The following is a 15,743-nucleotide window of genomic DNA, read 5'->3' as shown; positions in this document are numbered from 1 at the left end:
GTGGTAGTTCAGTCGGTTAGAATGCTGGCCTGTCACGCCGGAGGTCGCGGGTTCGAGTCCCGTCCACTCCGCCAGTTGCACCGAAGCCCCTGAGAAATCGGGGGTTTCGTTTCTCGAAGCATCCGCCGCGTTCCGCGCTGCGCCGATACCCAGAGATTGCGGGCCTTGCGCCTGCCTCCGTTCAAAAAGCGGAGTGGTAGTTCAGTCGGTTAGAATGCTGGCCTGTCACGCCGGAGGTCGCGGGTTCGAGTCCCGTCCACTCCGCCAGTTTTGTACGCGAAACCCCCGAGCGATCGGGGGTTTCTTTTTTTCCGGAAGGCGTTGCCGGCGACAGCCGGGCGGACCGCGGATGTCCGTGGGGCGCGGCCCCTGCGGTACGCCATTCCGCGGCAGGGCGTGAAGCGGGTTAAACTGCGCGGCTCGCCACCTGGCCTCGGTTCCCAACCAATGCTGCAGAAACTCCGCGAAAAGACCTCGGGCTGGATCGCCACCGCGATCATCGGCCTGTTGATGATTCCGTTCCTGTTCGTCATCGACGGCAGCTACCTCGGTGGCGTCGGTGCCAACAACGTCGCCAAGGTGCAGGCGCCGCCGTCGTGGTGGGCATCGGCTCCGTCGTGGTGGCCGGCCTCGTTGCTGTGGCGCCACCAGGAAGTGAGCACGGAGCAGTTCCGCGCGCGCTTCGAGGAAGCGCGCCAGCAGGAGCGGCAGCAGCAGGGCGAGAACTTCGACCCGCGCGAGTTCGAAAGCGCCGACAACAAGCGCAAGGTGCTCGACCAGTTGATCGACGAGCAAGTGGTGAAGCTGGCGTCCGAGCAGGCCGGCGTGGTCATCGGCGATGCGGCGATCCGCGACTACATCAGCACCATTCCGGCGTTCCAGAACGACGGCAAGTTCGATCCCGAGCGTTACCGCCTGGCGTTGGCTTCGGGCACACCGCCGCGGACGCCGGCGATGTTCGACCAGATGGTGCGCGATGGCCTGCAGCAGTCGCTGATCCCGTCCGCGCTGATGGAATCGGCGTTCGCGACCCAGCAGGAAACCGAGCGCCTGCTGAAGATGCTGAGCGAGACCCGCGACGTGGACCTAGCGCTGCTGCCGGAGCAGCCGGCCGACACCACGCCGGTCAGCGACGCGCAGGTGCAGCAGTGGTACGACGCGCACCAGGCTGACTTCAAGCAGCCCGAGCGGGTGTCGATCGAGTACGTCGAACTGGACGCGTCCAAGCTGCCGCCGGCCAAGCCGGCCGACGAGGCGGCGCTGCGCAAGCGCTACGAGGAGGAGAAGGCGCGCTTCGTCGAACCCGACCAGCGCCTGACCTCGCACATCCTGATCAGCGCCGGCAAGGACGCCGCAGCGCAGAAGGCGGCCGAGGCCAAGGCCGCCAAGCTGGTCGCCGAGGCCAAGCAGCCGGGCGCCGATTTCGCCGCGCTGGCCCGCGCCAATTCCGAGGATTCGGGCTCCAAGAACGCCGGCGGCGACCTGGGCTGGGTCGAAAAGGGCACGATGGTCAAGCCGTTCGACGACGCGTTGTTCGCGATGAAGGCCGGGGACATCATCGGCCCGGTGAAGAGCGAGTTCGGCTACCACGTGATCCAGCTGCGCGAGATCAAGGGCGGCCAGGGCAAGAGCTTCGAGCAGGTGCGCGACCAGCTCGCCGGCGAGCAGCTGCAGGCCGACAACGAGAAGGCCTTCAGCGAACTGAGCGGGCGGCTGGTGGACCTGGTCTACAAGAACCCGACCGCGCTGGCGCCGGCGGCCAAGGAAGTGGGCTTGCCGGTGCAGACCCTGGGGCCATTCTCGCGCGCCGACGCCAGCGGCGTCGCTGCGCAGCCGGCGGTGCTGCGTGCGGCGTTCTCCGACACGCTGGTGCAGGATGGCACGGTCAGCGATCCGATCACGCTGGGGCCGAACCACAACGTGATGATCCGCGTCACCCAGCACCTGCCCGAGCAGACCCAGCCGTTGGCCAAGGTCCGCGAGCAGGTGGTCGCTGCGGTGCATGCCGATCGCACCGCCAAGGCGGCGGCGGCCAAGGCCGATGCGCTGCTGGAGAAGCTGCGAAAGGGCGAGACGCTGCAGGCGCTGGCCGGCCCGGAGAATTTGCAGCTCAACCCGATGCCGGGGTTGCCGCGCACCGTGCCGATGCCGAGTCCCGAAGCCAATCGCGCGATCTTCAGTGCGCCGCCGCCGGCCGCGGGCAAGCCGTCGGTGGGCAAGGTCGAACTGTCGGCGAACGGCATCCCGGGCGGCGCCAAGCGCTACGCGCTGTTCGTGGTCAACAAGGTGAATCCGGGCGACCTGAGCAAGGTGCCGGCAGAGCAGCAGGCCACGCTCAAGCAGCAGTTGGGCCAGATCGAGGGCGCCACCGCGGCGAAGGCGTACGTCGACGCGATGCGCAAGCGCTACAAGGTCACCGTGCAGGAAGCGCAGCTGTAACTGCCGCTTGCCGATGCATGATGCGAACAAGCCCGGCATTGCCGGGCTTGTTCGTTTGTGGGTTCTGCACTGCGGGCGCTTGAGGCACTCGGCACTCCGGGCACAGGGAGCACAAGGAACACGGGGAGCACTTGGGACATTCGGATGTGCGGTGATGCGCCGCGCGATCATGCGTCGTGTCGCGGTCGCTGCGGCAGGGTCGGAAGGGCGGCAAGGAAGTGTGCATGTACTTCGTGCATGCGCCGGTACGTCGTACCCTCATCCGCCCCTTCGGGGCACCTTCTCCCGAGGGGAGAAGGGAGCGCCAGGCGCGCGGTGTGGTCCGCTGGCGCGTGCGCGGGGTTCTCGGTGCGCGTGTATGACGCACGCGCAAGGCGGTCGCGCCTGCGCTAGGCGGCAGCATCGGTGCCGATGGCGATGACCGCTGGCCATGATGGCGTCCATCGCCGCAGCGATGTGTCGGGCAAGGCCGGCTTCGGGCGTTCGCTGCGCGCTATTGCGGAGCGCTTGCGACTTAAGCGTTTCTCTCGGCTGTTCGCCATGCGGTGGGGACGACGTCAGCGGCGACGCAATGGCGGCCACGCCTGCCTTGGGTCGCAGCGCTGGCCAATGTGGAAGCTGAGACCTCTCGCTTCATCGCTCGGCTATTCGCCATGCTGTGGGAGCGACTTCAGTCGCGACAGGCTTTATCGGTAAAGCCCGTCGCGACTGAAGTCGCTCCCACAAGTGGCTTCTAGGCCGACGGTGGCAGCGCTGGCGGTCGCCGCTGTCGCGGTCTCGTCGGTCCTGCCGCAGCGCATCGATCCCGCCGCAGCGGGAGGGCGGCCTATTCCTCGTAGCTCAGCACCATGCCCGGGCGCAGCACGCTGCGCGCGGACAGGCCGTTCTTCGCCAGCAGGGTCTGCACGGTGATGCCGTAGCGCTTGGCGATGGTCCAGGCGGTGTCGCCGTCGCGGACGGTGTGGGTGCGGCGCGCCGCAGCCGTGCGTGAGCGGATCCGCGGCGTTGCGGCTTCGCCGACGCTGGCGACGGTCCGCACGGCCGGCGCCTCGACCTGCGCCTGCGTCGCCGCCAGCGCGTCGGCGGCGGCCGTGGCCGCGCTGCCGCCGCTGCCGACCGGCGCCAGCACCGGCAGCGCGCGCTTGCTGTTGCGCCCGCTGCCCAGGGCCGGGTTCAGGCGCGCGATCCGGTCGCCCTGTAGCGCCTGCTGGCGCGCCCAGTCGTCCAGCGCCATGCCGGCGGGCAGGGTGCGCGCCTGCAGGATCGGCACCTCGCGGTCCAGCGAGGCCATCCACTCGTCGCGGCTCTGCGCCTGCTCCAGCACGCAAGCCAGCGCGTGCAGCTTCTCGACGTAGGCGTAGGTGATCGGCGACAACCCGGGCAGCTTGGCCGGTTGCGCGTTCTGCGCGTTCATGCCGGCACGGCGCATCGACTGCAGCACGCGGTATTCGCCGGCGTTGTAGGCCATGATCGCCAGGCGCCAATCGCCGCCGAACATGCCGTGCAGGGTCTTCAGGTAGCGCACCGCGGCGCGGGTGGAATCCACCGCGGACAGGCGCCCGTCGTAGCTGCCTTCGACCGGGACGTCGTGGTTGCGAGCGGTACCGGCGATGAACTGCCACAGTCCGGCCGGACCGCCGCTGTTGCGTGCGGCGGGACGATAGCCGCTCTCGACGAACGGGATCAGCGCGAATTCGGTCGGCAGGTCGGCGGCACGCAATTCGTCGACCACGTAGCCGAATAACGGCAACACGTCCTCGTCCTCGTTGGCCAGGCGCGCCGGCGCGCGCGCGAACTGCTGCTTCCAGCGCGCGTCGGTGGCGCTGCTGTCACATTGCGCGTCGGCCAGGCCGTCGCGGAAGTTGGCCAGGATGGTGTGACCGTTACGCGTGGTCGCCGGCGGCAACGCCGCAGCGTCCGTCGGCAGCGCATTCAGCCCGGCGAGGGTTTGCTCCAGTGCGGCGCCGACCGGCGCCGCCGCGGTCGCGGAAGGAGCCGCCGACGCGATGGTCAGCGTCAGCGCCGCGCTCAACAGCAGCGACCTCATGCGCGGAAATCGTCTTTCCAGCGCCTCAATTCGGCGAATACCTCCACTTCGTCGCGCGCGCCGCGGCCGAGCCGGGCGGCGACCGCCTGCTGGATCGCCGCCGAGGCGGTGCGCAGGAACGGGTTGGTCGCCATTTCGCTGGCGAGGGTGACGGGAACAGTGGGACGGGCAGCGTGACGCATGGCCTGGACTTCCTGATGGCGCTGCCGCAAGGCAGCGTTGGTGGGATCGACCGTGACGGCGAATGCCGCATTGGCCAGGGTGTATTCGTGTCCGCAGCACACCAGCGTGGCGCCCGGGAGGGCGGCCAGCCGTTGCAGCGAACCCAACATCTGGGAGGGCGTACCTTCGAACATGCGCCCACAGCCTAGGCTGAACAGCGTGTCCCCGCTGAACAGGTGGCCATGGCCGACATAGGCCACATGCGAGCGGGTGTGCCCAGGCACGGCAAGGGTCCGGAACTCCCATTCCAGCACCTGCACCGCATCGCCGTCGCCGACGTGCTGGTTGGCGAAAGGGATCCGCGGCTCGTCCGCCGGGGCGAACACCGGCAGGTCCGGCCAGCGCTCGCGCAGAGCCGCCACGCCGCCGATGTGGTCGTCGTGATGATGGGTCAGCAGCACCGCGGATGGCTGCAATCCCTGCGCGGCTGCCTCGAATACCGGCTCGGCCTGGCCGGGGTCGACCACCACAGCGCGGCCATCCGCGGCGGCGATCGCCCAGATGTAATTATCCTGGAATGCGGGCAGGGCGATCAGTCGCATAGAATTGGCACCATGCCTGCCGCCCCGTTCCCCCGTCAAGCCGCCGTCTCATCCTGGTTTGATACGGCGGTGGCGCAACAGCTGCTGCAGGCCGAGCAGCCGTTGATCCTGGACGCCTTGCTCGCCCGTCCCGCGCAGCCCTGGTTGTGGCTGGCGCCGGTGCCGTTCGCGCCGCTGGCGCGCGAGCTGCCCGGGCGCGGCGTGCGCCTGCATCGCACCGCGCACGGCTATGCCGGCGACCTGGTGTGCACGCTGCCGTTGCCGCTGCCGTCGGAGAGCGTCAACGCGATCGTGCTGCAGCACGTGCTGGGTGCCGACGCCACCGCGTTGCTGGAGGAATGCGAGCGGGTGCTGCTGCCGGGCGGGCGCATCTGGCTGTTCGCGCTGAACGCGATGAGCCCGTACCGGCTGCGCTGGCGCCGGCAGGGCCTGGTGGCGCGGCCGCCGGGCAGCTGGCGCGGCCTGCTGGCGCAGGCCGGGCTGCCGTGCGTCGAGCGCCTGCGCTACCTCGGGCCGGTGTGGCCGACCCGTGGCGGCATCGCGGCGGCGACGTCCGGCGCGCCGTTGCGCGCGGTGTGCATGCTGCAGGCAGAAAAACGCACCGCCGCCGGCATCGGCCCCATTCCGCTGCGCGCGCCGGTACGCTGGCGCGGTTCGGCCGCTTCCATCTGATCCTGGACGTACATGAAGACTGTTGATATCCATACCGACGGCGCCTGCCTCGGCAATCCCGGCCCCGGCGGCTGGGCCGCGCTGCTGCGCTACAAGGGCCTGGAGCGCGAAGTGGCCGGCGCCGAGGCGCACACCACCAACAACCGCATGGAGCTGATGGCCGCCATCATGGCGCTGGAGACGCTCAGCGAGCCGTGCCAGATCGTGCTGCATACCGATTCGCAGTACGTGCGCCAGGGCATCACCGAATGGATGCCGGGCTGGGTGCGGCGGCAGTGGAAGACCGCCGGCGGCGACCCGGTCAAGAACCGCGACCTGTGGGAGCGGCTGCACGCCGCCGCGCAGCGGCACACGATCGATTGGCGCTGGGTCAAGGGCCACAGCGGCGATCCGGACAACGAGCGGGTGGACGTGCTGGCGCGCAACCAGGCGCTGCGGGTGCGCGCCGGCGGCGCCGCGGTCGCGTCCTGATCCTTTCCACGCCTCATCCTGCAGCGAGCGACATGCGTCAGATCATCCTCGATACCGAAACCACTGGCCTGGAATGGAAGAAGGGCAACCGCGTCGTCGAAATCGGCGCGGTGGAGCTGCTCGAGCGCCGCCCCAGCGGGCGCAACTTCCACCGCTACCTGCGCCCGGACTGCGACTTCGAACCCGGCGCGCAGGAGGTCACCGGCCTGACCCTGGAGTTCCTGGCCGACAAGCCGGAATTCCACGAGGTGGTGGACGAATTCCTGGCGTTCATCGACGGCGCTGAACTGATCATCCACAACGCCTCGTTCGACCTGGGCTTCCTCGACTACGAACTGTCGCGGCTGGGCGCGTCCTACGGGCGCATCCTCGACCGCGCCACGGTCATCGATACGCTGCTGCTGGCGCGCGAGCGCTTCCCGGGCCAGCGCAATTCGCTGGACGCGCTGTGCAAGCGGCTGGGCGTGGACAACTCGCACCGGCAACTGCACGGCGCGCTGCTCGATGCGCAGATCCTCAGCGAGGTCTACATCGCGCTGACCTCGGGCCAGGAGGAGATCGGCTTCGCCCTGGCCGACGATCGCGCCGGCGACCACGCCGGTGGCCAGCGCGCGGCGTTCGACATGGCGATGCTGCTGCCGCGGCCGCGGGTGCTGCCGACCGCGTCGGAGCTGGAAGCGCACGAAGCACGGCTGGAAAAGCTGCGCAAGAAGGCCGGACGTGCGCTGTGGGACGAGGCCGAGCCGGTGCTGGCCGAGGCCGTGGCCGGTTGAGCGGGGCGACTTCTCGCAGACGATCGTTCTTAGGGCTTGCCCCCGCAGCTACCGGTGCCGCCATCGCGGCGGCCGTGGGCCGCAGCGCGCACTGAGCGCAGCCGCGAATCGCGCGTGCCTGCCGTGGCCCGGCCTGCGCCGACAAGCGCGGGCATCGGCGCATCGGCTCAGTGGCAGCGCACCAGGATCGCGGTGATGTTGTCCGAGCCGCCGCCGTCCAGTGCGGCGGCCACCAGCGTGTCCACGCATTCCTGCGCGCTGCAGTCGTCGTGGCCGAGGGTGGCGGCGATGCCGGCATCGTCCACTTCCTCGGTCAGTCCGTCGCTGCACAGCAGCAGCTGCATGCCCGGGCGCAGTTCGCCGGTCATCGTGGCAACGTTGAGGTGCAGCGGATCGGTGACCCCCAGCGCCTGGGTGACCACGTTGCGGTGCGGATGCGCGCGCGCCTGCTCGGCAGTCAGCGCGCCCTGTGCGATCAGTTCCTGCACGTAGCTGTGATCCTGGCTGAGCTGGGCAAGCTTGCCGTCGCGCCACAGGTAGGCGCGGCTGTCGCCGACCCAGGCCACCTCGAAGCGGTTGCCCTGTACCCGCGCGGCGACCACCGTGGTGCCCATCGGCAAGCTGTCGTTGCGCCGCCGCGAGGCGCGGATGATCTCCTCGTCGGCGATGCGGATCGCCTGCGCCAGCGGCGTGCCGCCGCGCACCTCGCGAACGATGGCCTCGCGCGCCAGCGCGCTGGCGACCTCGCCGCAGGCATGGCCGCCCATGCCGTCGGCGACCAGCCACAGGCCGAGCTCGTTGTCGCCGTAATAGGTGTCCTCGTTGAGCTCGCGGCGCAGGCCGACGTGGGTGAGGTGTCCGAATTCGATCATTGCGTGCCCGCGGCCGGCCCGGCGTCCTGTCATTCAAACGGCATCATCGCGGCCAAGCGGACATCAGGCAATCGTTGGCCGTGCCGCAGGGCAGGCGGGGTTCATGGCGGTACGGGCGCTACCGGGCGACGCGGCGCTTGTCCGCGCGCGGCAGGGACCGTATGATGCACGCCCCCGGTCCGCCGGGGACCACCCGGGAAGGTGGCAGAGCGGTTGAATGTACCTGACTCGAAATCAGGCAGGCGTTTATAGCGCCTCGGGGGTTCGAATCCCCCCCTTCCCGCCAGTTTCGCAGAAGGCCCCGTCAGGGGCCTTTTGTCTTTTGACGGCGCTCGCCATGCGGCGCCGACATGGCGTTAAGGCCTGCCCGTTACACTTCCTCTCAACTCTCGCTTGGGTGTTCCCATGTCCGAAATTCTGGCCCCCGTGTCCTTTGGCGAACTGCTCGACAAGATCGCCATCCTGCAGATCAAGTCCGAGCGCATCGGCGATGCGGCCAAGCTGGCCAACGTGCGCGCGGAGCTGTCGGCGCTGGAAAAGACCTGGATGGCGCATCCGGCCGCCAGCGGCGACGTGGCCCGGCTGCGGCTGGAGCTGAAGGCGGTCAACGAGCGCCTGTGGGTGATCGAGGACGAGATCCGGATCAAGGAGAAGGCGCAGGCCTTCGACGAGGAGTTCATCAAGCTCGCGCGCAGCGTGTACTACGAGAACGACGAGCGCGCGCGGCTCAAGAAGGAGATCAACCTGGCGCTGGGCTCCAGCTACGTCGAAGAGAAGTCCTACCAGGACTACCGCGGCGCGGCGACCTGAGCAAAACATCCGGGAGGCGTCGTCGCCTCCCGGATGATCGGTGCGGCCGGGTGTGGACGGTCAGGCGCGGGCGACCAGGAGTCCGGTCAGCCGGCGCACCAGCGGCAATGCCAGCAGCAGGGTGGGAAAGGCGATCAGCCACGACAACGCCCAGGCGCCCAGCCATAGCGTGTACACGCCCGGCGCCAGGCCGACCGTGCGCAGCGTACTGATCATCGAGACCACGCAGGTCATCAGGATCGACAACAACAGCGGCATCACCCAGCCGGCATGGCGGGAATGCAGTTTGCGCGGGAAAAACCGAGGGGAACGGGACATGGTGCGAACTCCGTAAGCCGGTCGAAGCAAAGGCGCCACCCGCAGGCCCGAGGCGCTGGCGGGAAACGGCCCCGGACGAATCCGGCGCGGTTGGCGCGTTGCTTGACGTAAACGCTTACGGCGGCGTCCGCAGACCGAAGTGGTGGCGAACGCGCGCCAGCATGGTAAGGCCGCGCTCGGCCAGCGCACAAGCCGCTTACATTCCCTGGTCGGTGCGATAGCGCTCGAACGCGGCGATCGCCTCGTCCACGCCGATCAGCGCCATCACCTCGTCGAACTCGATCTTGCTGCCCCATTTCAGCTGCTCGGCCGGCTTGCCGAGGAACTTGCGCGCCGCCGCGTCGTACTTGTCCACGCAGTAACGGATGTCCGAGTACGGGCCGCTGCGGCGGGGGTTGCTGGCCGCGTGCAGGCCCAGCACCTTGCTGCCCACGGCGTTGGCGATGTGCATCGGGCCCGAGTCGGGGGTCATCACCAGTGCGGCGCGCTGCAGCAGCGCCGGCAGCTGCTTGAGCGTGTCGCGGCCGACCAGGTCCAGCAGCGGCGCGCGGGCGGCGGCGACGATGGCGTCGGCGGTGCTGCGCTCCAGCTCGCTGCGCCCGCCGCACAGCACCACCCGCCAGCCCTGCGCGGCGGCGTGGTCGGCGACCGCGGCGTAGCGGTCGGCGTACCAGTTGCGGCGCACGTGGCTGGAGCAGGGCGAGATCAGCAGCGCCGGGCGGCCGTCATCGGGCCATTGCGCCTGCGCCCAGGCGTGCGCGTCGTCCGGGATCGGCAGGTCCCAGCGCACCTCGGTCTGGCGCAGGCCCAGCGGTTCGCAGAAGCTGCCGATCGCGTCGAGCACGTGGATGCCGGGGCGGTCGGGGATGCGTTCGTTGACGAACAGGCCGTGCAGGTCCTTGGAGCGGCTGCGGTCGTAGCCGATGCGGCGGCGTGCGCGGACGAACGCGGACAGCACGTTGGCGCGCAGCGCCACCTGCATCTGCAGCAGCGCATCGAAGCGCTGCGGCGGCAGTTCGCGGCGCAGCGCGCGCATGCCGGCCACGCCGCTGCGCTTGTCGTAGGCATGGAACACCACCCCGGGCAGGCCGTCGAGCAGCTTGTGCCCGGCCTTGTCGATGATCCAGTGCAGCGGCGGTGCGTCGGGCCAGGCGCGCTGCAGGGTGCGCACCAGCGGCACCACGTGGGTCACGTCCCCCAGCGCCGACAGGCGCAACAGGCACAGCGAAGGGAGCGTTGCTGCCATGGTGTTGTTAGACTCGCTGAATGGTTGCATTCGACGCCACCGAAGCGCTGACGCCGTACCGCGAGGGACGCGGCTATGGCGCCATTCTGTTCGACCGCCAACGACTGCGGCAAGCCGAGCCGGCGCTGTTCTCCGCCGCGCACTGGGCCGAGCGCGCGCGGCCGGTGGACGAGGGCGGCCGCGGCGGCGCCTGGTTCGTCGATGCCCCGTTCGGCCCCAGCGTGCTGCGCCAGTACCGGCGCGGCGGCCTGGTCGCCAAGCTCAGCCGCGATCGCTACTTCTGGTCCGGCGCCGACCGCACCCGCAGCTTCGCTGAGTTCCGGCTGATGCGCGCGCTGATCGCACGCAAGCTGCCGGTGCCGGTGCCGCTGGCCGCCTGCTACCTGCGCCAGGGGCTGCGCTACCGCGCGGCGATCCTGATGGAGCGGCTGGAGGGCGTGCGCTCGCTGGCCGATCGCGCCCACGTCGCCGGCCGCGGCGCGCCGTGGGAGGAGGCGGGGCGGCTGATCGCGCGCTTCCACCGCGCCGGGCTGGATCACGCCGACCTCAACGCGCACAACATCCTGTTCGACGGCAACGGCCGCGGCTGGATGATCGATTTCGACCGCGGCGTGCTGCGCATTCCGGCCACGCGCTGGCGCGAGCGCAACCTCAAGCGCCTGCACCGCTCGCTGCTGAAGCTGCGCGGCGAGCGCAGCGTCGACGAGGTCGACAAGGACTACGCGCGCCTGCGCCGCGCCTACGACCTGGCCTGGAACCGGGGCTACTGATGGCCTGGGCGCTGCGCTTCCAGGGCGTCGGCAACGCGTCGGCGGTGGAACTGGGCTCGCCGATGGCCACGATCGAGCGCGACGGCGCGCCGTGGCTGAGCATCGACTGCGGCGGCGAGGGCCTGAGCGCCTACCAGGCGCACTACCGGGCGATGCCGCAGGCGCTGTTCGTCACCCATGTGCACCTGGACCACGTGGCCGGGTTCGAGCGGCTGTTCGTGGACGCGTATTTTTCGGCGCGGCGCGGCAAGCTGCGGCTGTACGTGCCGGCGCCGGTGGTGCCGCTGCTGCACAAGCGGGTCGGCGACTACCCGAACGCGCTGGCCGAGGGCGGCGCCAACTTCTGGGACGCGTTCCAGCTGGTTCCGGTGGGCGAGGCGTTCTGGCACGAGGGGGTGCGGCTGGAAGTGTTCCCGGTGCGCCACCATTGGCCGGAAACCGCCTACGGGCTGCGCCTGCCCGGCGCGCTGGTATGGAGCGGCGATACCCGGCCGATCCCGGAAATGCTGAGCCGTTACGCCAACGACGGCGAACTGGTCGCGCACGACTGCGGCCTTCACGGCAATCCGTCGCATACTGGCGTGGACGACCTGGAACGGGAATATTCCGCCGAGCTGCGGCAACGCATGATGCTGTACCACTACGCCAGCGCCGAGGATGCCGAGGCCTTGCGCGCGCGCGGCCACCGCGTCGCGCGGCCGGGCGAGTGCGTGGCCCTGGACGCGCCGCGCGCGCCGCAGGTGCCGCAGGTGCCGGCGCCATGAACGCGCTGCTGCGCCCGCCGCTGCCGCCGCTGCCGGCCACGCCGCTGGATCGGCTGGGACGGCCGCTGCGCGACCTGCGCCTGTCGGTGATCGAGGCCTGCAACTTCCGCTGCGGCTACTGCATGCCGGCCGACAAGGTGCCCGACGACTACGGCTTCGACGCGTCCTCGCGGCTGTCCTTCGAGCAGCTCGAGACCCTGGTGCGCGCGTTCGTGCGCAACGGCGTCAGCAAGCTGCGCCTGACCGGCGGCGAGCCGCTGCTGCGCCGCGACCTGCCCGAGCTGGTGCGGCGGCTGGCGCGCATCCCGGGCCTGGACGACCTGGCCATGACCACCAACGGCTCGCTGCTGGCGCGGCACGCGCAGGCCTTGCGCGAGGCCGGATTGCGCCGGGTCACGGTGAGCCTGGACGCGATCGACGCGGCGACCTTCCGGCGCATGTCCGGCGGCCGCGGCGAGGTGGCGCAGGTGCTGGCCGGCATCGACGCGGCGGTGGCCGCCGGCCTGGGGCCGGTCAAGATCAATTGCGTGGTCCAGCGCGGCATCAACGACGACCAGGTGCTGCCGCTGCTGGCGCACTTCCGCGGCAGCGGCCACGTGCTGCGCTTCATCGAGTACATGGATGTGGGCACCTGCAACGCGTGGCGCCGCGAACGCGTGGTGCCGTCGGCCGAACTGCGCGAGCGCATCGCCGCGCGCTGGCCGCTGCGCGCGCTGGATCCGCACTATGCCGGCGAAGTCGCCGCGCGCCATGCCTTCGTCGACGGCGGCGGCGAGATCGGTTTCGTCAGTTCGGTCAGCGCACCATTCTGCGGCGATTGCCATCGCGCGCGCGTGTCGGCCGACGGCCAGCTCTACACCTGCCTGTTCGCCGCCGCCGGCACCGACCTGAAGCCGGCGCTGGACGGCGGCGAGGACGCGCTGGCCGCGCGCGTGCGGGCGTTGTGGGGCCAGCGCGGCGACCGCTACAGCGAACTGCGCGGCGACGCGCGCGCGGCGCGCGGCAAGCACGTCGAGATGTTCCTGATCGGCGGATGAGCGGCATGGACGAATCGCTGAACGACCGCTTGTTCGCGCTGGAGCTGGAGTTGCTGGAGCCGGCGACGCGCGCTTCGGTCGCGCGGGTCTCGGCGCTGCTCGACGAGGCGTTCGTCGAGTTCGGCGCGTCCGGGCGCTGCATCGACAAGCAGGCGCTGCTGCAGGCATTGCCGGCCGAGGCCGGCGCGGTCCGCTATCGCGCGTTCGATTTGCAGGCATGCTGGCTGGCGCCGGACCTGGCGCAAGTGCGCTATCGCAGCGAGCGCCACGAAGGCGACGGCATGCCGGTACGGCATGCGCTGCGCAGTTCGCTGTGGCGCTGCCGCGATGGCGAATGGCGCATGCTGTTCCACCAAGGCACGCCGATGGCCGGCAATGCCTGAGCATGGTGCCGTGGGAGCGGCAGCGCAGCCTATGAGCGAAGAACAGGCCAAGTACGCTGGTGCGGCGAGCAAGACGCTGACCCATCTGGATCTGCAGGGACTGCCGACGATGGTCGACGTCTCGGCCAAGGCCGTCACCGCGCGCGTCGCGGTGGCCGAGTCGCGGGTGCGCTTTCCGGCCGCGGTGGCCGCGCAACTGCGCGCCGACGCGCTGCGCAGCGCCAAGGGCGGCATCGTCGATACCGCGGTGATCGCCGGCACCATGGCGGTCAAGCGCACCCACGAACTGATCCCGTTTTGCCACCCGTTGCCGATCGACGGCTGCCGCTTCGCGATCGACTGGGCCTCGCCGCAGGTGCTGCGCATCGAATGCACGGTGCGCACCGTGCACCGCACCGGCGTGGAGATGGAGGCGCTGACCGGCGCCAGCATCGCCGCGCTGACCGTCTACGACATGTGCAAGGCGCTGACCCACGCGATGACCATCGGCCCGGTGCGGCTGCTCGGCAAACGCGGCGGCAAGCGCGACGTCGGGAGCGCGGCATGAGCGTGCAGGTGACCGTGCTGTATTTCGCCAGCCTGCGCGAGGCGGCCGGCAGCGAACGCGAGCAGGTGCGCACCGCGGCCGCCGACCTGCGCGCGCTGTACGCCGAACTCGACGCGCGGCACGGCCTGCGCTGGCCGCCGCAACGCCTGCGCGTGGCCGTGGACGGCGCCTTCGTGAGCTGGGACGAGGCGCTGCGCGACGGCAGCGAAGTGGTGTTCATTCCGCCGGTCTCGGGAGGCTGAGCGATGTCCACGCCGCAGCGTTTCCATCTTGCCGACAGCGCCCTGGACATCGCCGCGTTGCGCGCGCCGCTGGCGCACGCGCAGGCCGGCGCCTATGCCACTTTCGAGGGCTGGGTGCGCGACCACAACGACGGCCGCGCGGTCGACGGCCTGCGCTACGAAGCCTACGCGGCGTTGGCCGAGGCCGAAGGCTGGCGCATCACCGACGAAGCGCTGGCCCGCTTCGACATCCTCGACCTGCGCTGCGTGCACCGCGTCGGCGACCTGGCGATCGGGGACCTGGCGGTGTGGGTCGGCGTGGTCGCCGCGCACCGCGGCGCGGCGTTCGACGCGTGCCGCTACGTCATCGACGAGGTCAAGGCGCGGGTGCCGATCTGGAAGCACGAGCGCTACCGCGAGGGCGATGCGGGGTGGCTGCATCCGGAGGCGTAGGGCTGGCCCGGGATGCTGGGCCATCGGCAGGGCGCCGATATCGCGGCGATGACCTGATGAGACGTGGCGACCGGTAAGCGCATGCACGCGCCATGGGCGCACGAATTGGGCCGGTGTGGCGTTCTTCGAAGAGACTAGGGTGGCGACCCCGCCGGCTGACCTCGGCGCCCGCGTCGATCGATACGCGCCGTGGGAATGCTGCCGTTGCGGGGATGGTTGCGCCGTCGCCACGGCCGGTGCCAACGACTGGCCAGGATCGACGCTTGCGGCACTGCGCGGGACACAGCCGCAGCTTGCCAGAACCCATCCGGTCGAAGTGACCGCATTTACCTGGCGGATGTGTTTTCAGGAAAAGGGTGGCGACCCCGCCGGCTGACCTCGGCGCCCGCGTCGATCGATACGCGCCGTGGGAATGTTGCCGTTGCGGTGATGGTTGCGCCGTCGCCACGGCCGGTGCCAACGACTGGCCAGGATCGACGCTTGCGGCATGGCGCGGGACACAGCCGCAGCTTGCCAGCACCATCCGGTCGAAGTGACCGCATTTACCTGGCGGATGTGTTTTCAGGAAAGGGTGGCGACCCCGCCGGCTGACCTCGGCGCCCGCGTCGATCGATACCGTTGCTGCCTTCCGGCCCTGGCGGAGTTTTCGACCTAGCGTCGCGAGGGGCCGACGGGGCCACCATAGAGACGAAACCGCGCCAATGGCGCGGTCTTTCCCTTTGAACGCTTTCGCCAGCGGCGAAGCGATTCTGCGAGGGAAGCGCAATTCGAATCTGGCGGAGAGAGGGGGATGCACTCGGCATCTTTCGATGCCTCGCCCTACGGGCGGCTTCGCCGTGCAGGTGGCGATGCCACCTGTCGAACCCGGGGGTTCTCACCCCCTCCCAGGCGCCGGCGAAACTCACGCGACTGGGCCATCTCAACACTTTTTAATCTGGCGGAGAGAGGGGGATTCGAACCCCCGAAGCGCGGTTTAGACGCTTACACACTTTCCAGGCGTGCTCCTTCAACCACTCGGACACCTCTCCGGGCCTGCCGGCGCGACTAGCCGACGGCAGGGGCGGGATTCTAGCCGTCGCGGGCGCCGTTAACAAGGACGGCGCTCTGCGGCGGCGGGGAGGCGTGCCGCGGCGCCGGCCCCGATTGCGGGAGACTG

Annotated in this window: 17 protein-coding genes, 3 tRNA genes and 1 other RNA gene; 14 read left to right on the top strand and 7 right to left on the bottom strand. The window is 70.0% G+C overall.

Annotated features, from left to right (window positions below):
• The first annotated feature begins 190 nt into the window (after positions 1-190).
• Both VDQ83_RS12035 and VDQ83_RS12030 read left to right on the top strand, forming a co-directional pair.
• Positions 191-267, top strand: a tRNA-Asp gene (locus VDQ83_RS12035).
• A gap of 180 nt (positions 268-447) precedes the next feature.
• The gene (locus VDQ83_RS12030; RefSeq protein WP_309912218.1) at positions 448-2,439 is read left to right on the top strand and encodes a peptidylprolyl isomerase; all 1,992 of its coding nucleotides are present in this window, start codon (positions 448-450) and stop codon (positions 2,437-2,439) included.
• Positions 2,440-3,265: 826 nt separating this feature from the next.
• Here the strand turns inward: VDQ83_RS12030 and VDQ83_RS12025 are convergent.
• Positions 3,266-4,486 (bottom strand): transglycosylase SLT domain-containing protein, encoded by a 1,221-nt coding sequence (locus tag VDQ83_RS12025; RefSeq protein WP_455435101.1) that lies wholly within the window; start codon positions 4,484-4,486, stop codon positions 3,266-3,268.
• On the bottom strand, positions 4,483-5,250 hold the full coding sequence (gene gloB / locus VDQ83_RS12020) for a hydroxyacylglutathione hydrolase (RefSeq protein ID WP_455435100.1): 768 nt from the start codon (positions 5,248-5,250) through the stop codon (positions 4,483-4,485). The genes VDQ83_RS12025 and gloB overlap by 4 nt, the downstream gene beginning before the upstream one ends.
• 12 nt (positions 5,251-5,262) lie before the next feature.
• Here gloB and VDQ83_RS12015 point away from each other — a divergent pair, with 12 nt between their 5' ends.
• Genes VDQ83_RS12015 through dnaQ form a run of 3 tightly spaced genes read left to right on the top strand, consistent with a single transcriptional unit; the run spans position 5,263 to position 7,166 of the window.
• A complete protein-coding gene (locus VDQ83_RS12015) occupies positions 5,263-5,922 on the top strand; it encodes a class I SAM-dependent methyltransferase (RefSeq protein WP_263397468.1) in 660 nt (219 codons plus the stop codon).
• Positions 5,923-5,934: 12 nt separating this feature from the next.
• Positions 5,935-6,393, top strand: a complete 459-nt coding sequence (gene rnhA / locus VDQ83_RS12010; protein ID WP_053841401.1) for a ribonuclease HI — start codon at positions 5,935-5,937, stop codon at positions 6,391-6,393.
• Between the two features lie 32 nt (positions 6,394-6,425).
• Positions 6,426-7,166 (top strand): DNA polymerase III subunit epsilon, encoded by a 741-nt coding sequence (dnaQ, locus tag VDQ83_RS12005; protein WP_455435099.1) that lies wholly within the window; start codon positions 6,426-6,428, stop codon positions 7,164-7,166.
• Positions 7,167-7,333: 167 nt separating this feature from the next.
• Here dnaQ and VDQ83_RS12000 read toward each other — a convergent pair whose 3' ends face one another.
• Positions 7,334-8,038, bottom strand: a complete 705-nt coding sequence (locus tag VDQ83_RS12000; RefSeq protein ID WP_263397470.1) for a PP2C family protein-serine/threonine phosphatase — start codon at positions 8,036-8,038, stop codon at positions 7,334-7,336.
• A gap of 195 nt (positions 8,039-8,233) precedes the next feature.
• On the opposite strand from VDQ83_RS12000, the gene VDQ83_RS11995 reads away from it, so the two are divergent.
• Positions 8,234-8,324: transfer RNA gene (locus VDQ83_RS11995), tRNA-Ser, on the top strand.
• A 119-nt stretch (positions 8,325-8,443) separates the two neighbouring features.
• The gene (locus VDQ83_RS11990) at positions 8,444-8,848 is read left to right on the top strand and encodes a DUF6165 family protein (protein ID WP_263397471.1); all 405 of its coding nucleotides are present in this window, start codon (positions 8,444-8,446) and stop codon (positions 8,846-8,848) included.
• Between the two features lie 60 nt (positions 8,849-8,908).
• Here the strand turns inward: VDQ83_RS11990 and VDQ83_RS11985 are convergent, their stop codons facing one another.
• Together VDQ83_RS11985 and VDQ83_RS11980 are read right to left on the bottom strand one after the other, a co-directional pair.
• Positions 8,909-9,166, bottom strand: coding sequence for a DUF2798 domain-containing protein (locus tag VDQ83_RS11985; protein ID WP_455435098.1), 258 nt, complete (start codon positions 9,164-9,166; stop codon positions 8,909-8,911).
• 196 nt (positions 9,167-9,362) lie between these two features.
• Positions 9,363-10,412, bottom strand: coding sequence for a glycosyltransferase family 9 protein (locus tag VDQ83_RS11980; RefSeq protein WP_455435097.1), 1,050 nt, complete (start codon positions 10,410-10,412; stop codon positions 9,363-9,365).
• A 20-nt stretch (positions 10,413-10,432) separates the two neighbouring features.
• Between VDQ83_RS11980 and VDQ83_RS11975 the strand changes: the two genes are divergently transcribed.
• The 7 genes from VDQ83_RS11975 to VDQ83_RS11945 are packed head-to-tail and all read left to right on the top strand — an operon-like array spanning position 10,433 to position 14,587.
• On the top strand, positions 10,433-11,182 hold the full coding sequence (locus VDQ83_RS11975; RefSeq protein ID WP_455435096.1) for a 3-deoxy-D-manno-octulosonic acid kinase: 750 nt from the start codon (positions 10,433-10,435) through the stop codon (positions 11,180-11,182).
• Positions 11,182-11,946 (top strand): MBL fold metallo-hydrolase, encoded by a 765-nt coding sequence (locus tag VDQ83_RS11970; RefSeq protein WP_455435095.1) that lies wholly within the window; start codon positions 11,182-11,184, stop codon positions 11,944-11,946. Before VDQ83_RS11975 ends, VDQ83_RS11970 begins: the two co-directional genes overlap by 1 nt.
• On the top strand, positions 11,943-12,983 hold the full coding sequence (moaA, locus tag VDQ83_RS11965; RefSeq protein WP_455435094.1) for a GTP 3',8-cyclase MoaA: 1,041 nt from the start codon (positions 11,943-11,945) through the stop codon (positions 12,981-12,983). Before VDQ83_RS11970 ends, moaA begins: the two co-directional genes overlap by 4 nt.
• A gap of 5 nt (positions 12,984-12,988) precedes the next feature.
• On the top strand, positions 12,989-13,366 hold the full coding sequence (locus tag VDQ83_RS11960; protein WP_455435093.1) for a nuclear transport factor 2 family protein: 378 nt from the start codon (positions 12,989-12,991) through the stop codon (positions 13,364-13,366).
• Between the two features lie 31 nt (positions 13,367-13,397).
• Positions 13,398-13,913 carry a cyclic pyranopterin monophosphate synthase MoaC gene (moaC, locus tag VDQ83_RS11955; protein WP_455435092.1) on the top strand — a complete coding sequence of 172 codons (516 nt, stop codon included), beginning with the start codon at positions 13,398-13,400 and terminating at the stop codon, positions 13,911-13,913.
• Positions 13,910-14,155 carry a MoaD/ThiS family protein gene (locus VDQ83_RS11950; RefSeq protein WP_455435091.1) on the top strand — a complete coding sequence of 82 codons (246 nt, stop codon included), beginning with the start codon at positions 13,910-13,912 and terminating at the stop codon, positions 14,153-14,155. The genes moaC and VDQ83_RS11950 overlap by 4 nt, the downstream gene beginning before the upstream one ends.
• 3 nt (positions 14,156-14,158) lie before the next feature.
• A complete protein-coding gene (locus VDQ83_RS11945; protein WP_455435090.1) occupies positions 14,159-14,587 on the top strand; it encodes a molybdenum cofactor biosynthesis protein MoaE in 429 nt (142 codons plus the stop codon).
• Between the two features lie 577 nt (positions 14,588-15,164).
• Here VDQ83_RS11945 and ffs read toward each other — a convergent pair.
• Positions 15,165-15,261: signal recognition particle sRNA small type (gene ffs / locus VDQ83_RS11940), an RNA gene on the bottom strand.
• A 261-nt stretch (positions 15,262-15,522) separates the two neighbouring features.
• A tRNA-Ser gene (locus VDQ83_RS11935) sits at positions 15,523-15,615 on the bottom strand.
• Positions 15,616-15,743: the final 128 nt, after the last annotated feature.

It is taken from the genome of Xanthomonas sp. WHRI 7945 (genome assembly GCF_035026585.1).
This window is presented reverse-complemented; position numbering and strand designations above follow the sequence as displayed.

Coding starts and splice junctions, on each gene's coding strand:
- VDQ83_RS12030 (WP_309912218.1), top strand. CDS start 448: ATGCTGCAGAAACTCCGCGAAAAGACCTCGGGCTGGATCGCCACCGCG.
- VDQ83_RS12025 (WP_455435101.1), bottom strand. CDS start 4,486: ATGAGGTCGCTGCTGTTGAGCGCGGCGCTGACGCTGACCATCGCGTCG.
- gloB (WP_455435100.1), bottom strand. CDS start 5,250: ATGCGACTGATCGCCCTGCCCGCATTCCAGGATAATTACATCTGGGCG.
- VDQ83_RS12015 (WP_263397468.1), top strand. CDS start 5,263: ATGCCTGCCGCCCCGTTCCCCCGTCAAGCCGCCGTCTCATCCTGGTTT.
- rnhA (WP_053841401.1), top strand. CDS start 5,935: ATGAAGACTGTTGATATCCATACCGACGGCGCCTGCCTCGGCAATCCC.
- dnaQ (WP_455435099.1), top strand. CDS start 6,426: ATGCGTCAGATCATCCTCGATACCGAAACCACTGGCCTGGAATGGAAG.
- VDQ83_RS12000 (WP_263397470.1), bottom strand. CDS start 8,038: ATGATCGAATTCGGACACCTCACCCACGTCGGCCTGCGCCGCGAGCTC.
- VDQ83_RS11990 (WP_263397471.1), top strand. CDS start 8,444: ATGTCCGAAATTCTGGCCCCCGTGTCCTTTGGCGAACTGCTCGACAAG.
- VDQ83_RS11985 (WP_455435098.1), bottom strand. CDS start 9,166: ATGTCCCGTTCCCCTCGGTTTTTCCCGCGCAAACTGCATTCCCGCCAT.
- VDQ83_RS11980 (WP_455435097.1), bottom strand. CDS start 10,412: ATGGCAGCAACGCTCCCTTCGCTGTGCCTGTTGCGCCTGTCGGCGCTG.
- VDQ83_RS11975 (WP_455435096.1), top strand. CDS start 10,433: ATGGTTGCATTCGACGCCACCGAAGCGCTGACGCCGTACCGCGAGGGA.
- VDQ83_RS11970 (WP_455435095.1), top strand. CDS start 11,182: ATGGCCTGGGCGCTGCGCTTCCAGGGCGTCGGCAACGCGTCGGCGGTG.
- moaA (WP_455435094.1), top strand. CDS start 11,943: ATGAACGCGCTGCTGCGCCCGCCGCTGCCGCCGCTGCCGGCCACGCCG.
- VDQ83_RS11960 (WP_455435093.1), top strand. CDS start 12,989: ATGGACGAATCGCTGAACGACCGCTTGTTCGCGCTGGAGCTGGAGTTG.
- moaC (WP_455435092.1), top strand. CDS start 13,398: ATGAGCGAAGAACAGGCCAAGTACGCTGGTGCGGCGAGCAAGACGCTG.
- VDQ83_RS11950 (WP_455435091.1), top strand. CDS start 13,910: ATGAGCGTGCAGGTGACCGTGCTGTATTTCGCCAGCCTGCGCGAGGCG.
- VDQ83_RS11945 (WP_455435090.1), top strand. CDS start 14,159: ATGTCCACGCCGCAGCGTTTCCATCTTGCCGACAGCGCCCTGGACATC.